6 protein-coding genes are annotated in these 5,369 nt (G+C 43.4%); 4 read left to right on the forward strand and 2 right to left on the reverse strand.

Features of this window, described 5'->3' with window-relative positions:
- Window positions 1-83: 83 nt before the first annotated feature.
- Complete coding sequence (locus Q4557_RS19360; RefSeq protein WP_102436288.1) at window positions 84-521, reverse strand: group II truncated hemoglobin; 438 nt, start codon at window positions 519-521, stop codon at window positions 84-86.
- A 186-nt stretch (window positions 522-707) separates the two neighbouring features.
- Here Q4557_RS19360 and Q4557_RS19365 point away from each other — a divergent pair, with 186 nt between their 5' ends.
- The 4 genes from Q4557_RS19365 to Q4557_RS19380 are packed head-to-tail and all read left to right on the forward strand — an operon-like array spanning window position 708 to window position 4,536.
- The gene (locus Q4557_RS19365) at window positions 708-2,090 is read left to right on the forward strand and encodes an amidohydrolase (RefSeq protein WP_303414934.1); all 1,383 of its coding nucleotides are present in this window, start codon (window positions 708-710) and stop codon (window positions 2,088-2,090) included.
- An 11-nt stretch (window positions 2,091-2,101) separates the two neighbouring features.
- Window positions 2,102-3,370: an amidohydrolase family protein gene (locus tag Q4557_RS19370; protein WP_102436284.1), complete on the forward strand. Its 1,269-nt coding sequence runs from the start codon at window positions 2,102-2,104 to the stop codon at window positions 3,368-3,370.
- 46 nt (window positions 3,371-3,416) lie between these two features.
- Window positions 3,417-4,232, forward strand: a complete 816-nt coding sequence (gene aroE / locus Q4557_RS19375) for a shikimate dehydrogenase (protein WP_102475880.1) — start codon at window positions 3,417-3,419, stop codon at window positions 4,230-4,232.
- Window positions 4,233-4,257: 25 nt separating this feature from the next.
- Window positions 4,258-4,536 carry a DUF1488 domain-containing protein gene (locus tag Q4557_RS19380; RefSeq protein WP_102436280.1) on the forward strand — a complete coding sequence of 93 codons (279 nt, stop codon included), beginning with the start codon at window positions 4,258-4,260 and terminating at the stop codon, window positions 4,534-4,536.
- A 74-nt stretch (window positions 4,537-4,610) separates the two neighbouring features.
- On the opposite strand, the gene Q4557_RS19385 is transcribed toward Q4557_RS19380, so the two are convergent.
- Window positions 4,611-5,162, reverse strand: coding sequence for a gamma carbonic anhydrase family protein (locus Q4557_RS19385; protein ID WP_303414935.1), 552 nt, complete (start codon window positions 5,160-5,162; stop codon window positions 4,611-4,613).
- Window positions 5,163-5,369: the final 207 nt, after the last annotated feature.

The following is a 5,369-nucleotide window of genomic DNA, read 5'->3' on the forward strand; positions in this document are numbered from 1 at the left end:
GGCTTTACCCCAGAAGAAGGCTCCCAAGAGGCGGAGCTATACGAGCGCTACCTTAAACCACAAGATTGGTTGAAGCTCGAAAGCTAATCTTTATTACGCATATTATTGGCAAGCTGCGAAATGGCCTGAAATATCACTTGTTGATGTTCAGGCTTTTTTATTGCCTCAGCAATGGCTTGCTCCATACAGGTTAACCATTGATCAACCATCGTTTGGTCAATATCAAACGGCATATGCCGTGCCCGTAATGCCGGGTGGCCATACTTTTGCTGATAAAGCTGTGGGCCACCTAACCAGCCACTTAAAAACTCAAATAACTTTTGTTGTGAATCTTTAATTGGAGCGCGATGAATAGCTAGTAGCGGCTGTGTGTCTTCACGGCTTTGCATCTGCTGGTAAAAGTTTTGGGCAATTAAGCGAATGGTCTTCTCGCCACCAATTAAATCATAGGCATTGGACTGATTTGGATCTCGGTCATCAGGTTGCGCCTTATTGCTAAAAAGTTTTTTTAACCAATTCATGGTATCGACACTGAGTACAAGTAATGAAAGTGGCTTGATTATAACGATTAATCCCGTTTATATCTCTCGCTTTACTAAGCCATAAACATATTTTGTTAATGTTTTGCTAAATTTATCTGTTGTGATGTCAGATGCTTATCGGATAACTTAGGCGTTCTAATAACAATAATAACGAGGACCGAGATCATGGCCAAGATGGCACCAAGATTAATTGTAATTGCGATTTCAACAGCCCTGCTTGGCTGTAACTCAGCCCAGCAAGACCCTAAAGTTAGTATTAATAAAAATCCCTACCCAAGTACTTACCAAGTGATGCCAAGAACATCGACCTTGCTGATTAACGCTACTGTGCTAACAGGTACAGGTGAAAGAATCGACGGCGCTGATGTCCTAATGGTGGATGGCAAAATTAATGCGGTTGGCAGGCAATTAAGTCAAGACAATGTCACTGTGATTGATGCTAGCGGTAAATGGATAACCCCAGGTATTGTAGATGTTCACTCCCACCTTGGCGTGTATCCAAGCCCTAGCGCAGATGCCCATGGCGATGGCAACGAAGTGACCTCTCCCAATACCGCTGAAGTGTGGGCAGAGCATAGCGTATGGCCGCAAGATCCGGGGTTTAATCGTGCCCGTGAAGGTGGTATCACCACTTTACAAATCTTACCTGGCTCTGCCAATTTAATTGGTGGTCGCGGGGTGACCTTAAAAAACATCCCTGCAACCACCATGCAAGGCATGAAGTTCCCCCAAGCCCCTTATGGATTGAAAATGGCCTGTGGTGAAAACCCTAAAGGTGCCTATGGCAGAAAGCGTAAAGAAGCGCCCATGACCCGAATGGGTAATATGGCGGGTTATCGTCAAGCTTTCATTGAGGCCACTGAGTACAAGCGAGCTTGGAATAAATATGATGCGGATTATGCTGCTGGTTTAAACCCATCAGCGCCAGAGCGAGATCTTACCAAAGACACTTTACGCGGCGTGTTAGAGGGTGACATTTTAATTCATAACCATTGTTATAAAGCGGAAGAAATGGCGATGATGGTGGATTTAGGCAAAGAGTTTAACTATCACTCCGGTACATTCCACCATGCAATTGAAGGTTATAAAATAGCTGAGTTGTTAGCTGAAAATGGTAACTGCGCCGCAATGTGGCCTGATTGGTGGGGCTTTAAAATGGAAGCCTATGACATGGTGGTTGAAAATGCAGCCATCGTAGATGCGGTTAACAACTCCTGCGCTGTGGTGCATTCCGACTCTAGCGTGACCATTCAGCGCCTTAACCAAGAAACCGCCAAAATTATGCATAGTGCTAATCAAAACGGTTTTGATCTAAAAGAAGAACACGTTATTGGTTGGATCACCTCGAATGCGGCCAAGTCATTAGGTATTGCAGATAAAACCGGTTCCCTTGAAGTGGGTAAAAACGCCGATGTGGTAATTTGGAATAGCAATCCATTTAGTGTGTATGCCAAAGCTGAGCAAGTGTTTATCGATGGCGCCAAAGTGTTTGATCATCAAGACGATGCTTACCGCGCTAAAAGTGATTTCATGCTAGGTCAACAATAAGGAGCAATACAATGAAAAAGTTTAACCAATCACTGGTCGTTGGCGCTATGCTCGCGAGTTTGACCCCAATCATCGCGTCTGCTGCAACCACGGCAATTACTAATGTTAAGGTATATACCTCAACTGAACAGGGCGTACTTGATAGTGCTACGGTTGTCATTGAAGATGGCCACATCATCGCTGTAAATGCCAAGCAATCAAATGACTCAGCAGTTATTGCGGATAATATTATTGATGCAAAAGGCAGTGTATTAACCCCAGGCTTTATTGGCTCAATGAACTACTTAGGTTTGGTGGAAATCGGTCAAGAAAAAATAACCCGTGATGTTAATGCTAAAGACGCTGATATCAGCTTCGACCCAAGCTTAGCCTTTAACCCTAAAAGTAGCGCAATTGCCTTTGCTCGCAAAGGCGGCATTAGCCGCAATATCGTGGTACCAGGTGGTGGAGAATCAATTTTTTCAGGCCAAGCTATTGAAGTCGAGCTAACAGGACACTGGGATAGTGTGGTCGCAACTGAAAAAGCCGTATTGGTGCAGTTAGGCGCAGTGCATGAAGGCTCACGTATTATCGGTATGCAACAACTGATTAATAAACTTGAAGCAAGACAAACAGCTTTAGCTGCGGATAAACAAGCTGATGCTAAAAAAGCCGATGCGACAAAACCGCCAAGCAAAGAAGAGTTACTACTCAATGCTGTACTTGCAGGTGATATCACTATGGTGGTTGATGTCGACAGAGCCAGTGACATCTTGCAACTAATTAACTTAAAAGCTCGCTTTAACCTCGATTTGGTATTACTTAAAGCTGCCGATGCTATTGTGGTTGCAGAGCAATTGGCCGCCGCAAACATACCTGTGGTGATGGACGCGATGCGCAATTTACCTGAAAGTTTTGACTCTTTACATAATTCACTGGATAACGCCGGAAAATTAAGTAAAGCTGGGGTCAAAGTGATACTGGCGACACCGGGTGATGCCCATGGCATTTATGGTTTACGTTACGCAGCAGGTAATGCGGTTGCCAATGGCATGGATTATAATCAAGCCATGGCGTCAATAACCGCTAATGTTGCTGATATCTTCCATCTAGATGCTGGTCGCATTGCCACAGGAAAACCTGCAGATATGGTGCTTTGGAGCGGTGATCCATTTGAGTACAGTAGTGCGATTCAAACAATGTGGATTAACGGTGAAGTGCAAAACATGCAAAGTCGCCAAGATGAACTACGCGACCGCTATATTCAGAAGTCGACTATGCCACAAGCTTATACTCAATAAGCCATGCTCATAAGTTGAATTAATAATTAGGGAATAGAGAAAGTTAATGACCGATAAGTATGCAGTATTTGGCAATCCAATTGCACAAAGTAAATCGCCATTCATTCATACTGAGTTTGCGCGTCAAACTGGACAGGACATTAGCTATCAAGCAATTCTTGCACCTGTGGATCAGTTTTCTCAGTCCCTAATGGCTTTTTTCAATGACGGTGGCAAAGGCGCCAATGTAACCGCGCCTTTTAAAGAGCAAGCTTATGCCATATGTGATGAGTTAAGTGATCTTGCAAAACTGGCAGGAGCCGTGAATACCCTTATCTATTTAACTGATGGACGCATTCGTGGTGACAATACCGATGGTATTGGCTTAGTAAACGATGTCATGCAGCACTTTGGTGCTTTAAAGGGTAAACGCGTATTGTTAATCGGAGCGGGTGGCGCAGCACGGGGTTGCCTTAAACCATTACTAGAATCACAGGCTCAAGTAACCATATGTAATCGCACCTATGCTAAAGCGCAAACCTTGCAAGCTATTTTCGCTGAGTATGGACGTGTGCAGGCAACTCCCATCGATGAGCTCAATAACAGCTTTGATATTGTGATTAATTCGACTTCAGCCGGATTAGCTGGTGAGTTGATTAAATTACCTGAACAGATCATAGCAAGTCACACCAACTGCTATGACATGTCATATGGTGCTGAGACTACCTTATTTAACCAATGGGCATTAGCAAACGGCGCGCAATCCGTTGCCGATGGTTTGGGAATGCTGGTGGGACAAGCTGCACAAAGCTTTTATATTTGGCGCGGTGTTAAACCGGCTACTCAGGCTATTCATCAAACGCTAAGAGCACAACTTAAATAAACCAATAAAACACCGAGTACTCAAGATGAACCAAAGTGTAATATTTACCGATCTCGTTGAATGGAATACTCAACAACAAACAATGCTGTTTAGTGCTCAAGTGCAAGGCATGAATATCAATTGCATTGTTAGCAAGGAAAAGTTGTTACAGCTAATAAGCAGTGAACAAACTGCAGCTGAACAACCTATGCAAGCAGAACAGGCATTAGCAATATTCGAACGAGTACGTTTTGATCTAGAAGATATAGCCGAAGAGATGATAGAAGCAGAAGAATTTGATCCGCAGGGAAACATTACTATATAAGAGTCTTATCGCTTTACACAATCAATTATAGCCCTACTAGCTATTTCTATCATAACAGTAGGGCACAATTATAATTATCTTGTAGTCTGCAGATCTACTAAGTATTCATTTTTCAATCTGACATAGTTATCAGCTGATTGTGGTAAGAAAGCTATTTCATTATCAGTTAAGGGGCGAACCTGTTTACAAGGGCTTCCTACATAAAGAAAACCACTTTGCAGTACTTTCCCTGGTGGCACTAAAGAACCTGCGCCGATAATCACATCATCCTCAACAATCGCGCCATCCAATAAAATGGCTCCCATGCCAACCAAGACCCGATTACCAACCGTGCAACCGTGCAGCATAGCTTTATGACCAATAGTGACATCATCACCAATGATCAGCGGATTACCCTCAGGCTTTGATGGAGACTTGCGGGTCACATGAAGAACTGAACCATCCTGCACATTACTGCGCTTGCCAATACGAATAATGTTCACGTCACCACGGGCAGCGACCATAGGCCAAATACTCGCATCATGGTCTAGGATGATATCACCCACTAAAACAGCTGCACTATCTACATAGACATTATCTGCCAATTGAGGATGAATACCTTGATAACAACGAATAGAGCTAAACATATAAAATCCCTGATTTGTTTAATTGCACCCAGTATAAAGCCAAAAAGTCGCTGTTGGGGGCTAAAAATGCATAAAAACTAGCTGATTAGTTTAAAATCCCAGCAAGCAAACAGGTAAAGGCATTTTTATGCATAAAAGCCCTTGCGCTAAATCTTAACTTGCCTATAATGCGCATCCACTGACACGGCGACAGGCCAATAGCCTCAA

It is taken from the genome of Shewanella sp. 5_MG-2023, from assembly GCF_030547465.1.
Lineage (GTDB): Bacteria > Pseudomonadota > Gammaproteobacteria > Enterobacterales > Shewanellaceae > Shewanella.

Bases quoted from the DNA above. Each gene is read 5' to 3' on its own strand.
- aroE (WP_102475880.1), top strand. From the start codon at position 3,417: ATGACCGATAAGTATGCAGTATTTGGCAATCCAATTGCACAAAGTAAA.
- Q4557_RS19365 (WP_303414934.1), top strand. From the start codon at position 708: ATGGCCAAGATGGCACCAAGATTAATTGTAATTGCGATTTCAACAGCC.
- Q4557_RS19360 (WP_102436288.1), bottom strand. From the start codon at position 521: ATGAATTGGTTAAAAAAACTTTTTAGCAATAAGGCGCAACCTGATGAC.
- Q4557_RS19380 (WP_102436280.1), top strand. From the start codon at position 4,258: ATGAACCAAAGTGTAATATTTACCGATCTCGTTGAATGGAATACTCAA.
- Q4557_RS19385 (WP_303414935.1), bottom strand. From the start codon at position 5,162: ATGTTTAGCTCTATTCGTTGTTATCAAGGTATTCATCCTCAATTGGCA.
- Q4557_RS19370 (WP_102436284.1), top strand. From the start codon at position 2,102: ATGAAAAAGTTTAACCAATCACTGGTCGTTGGCGCTATGCTCGCGAGT.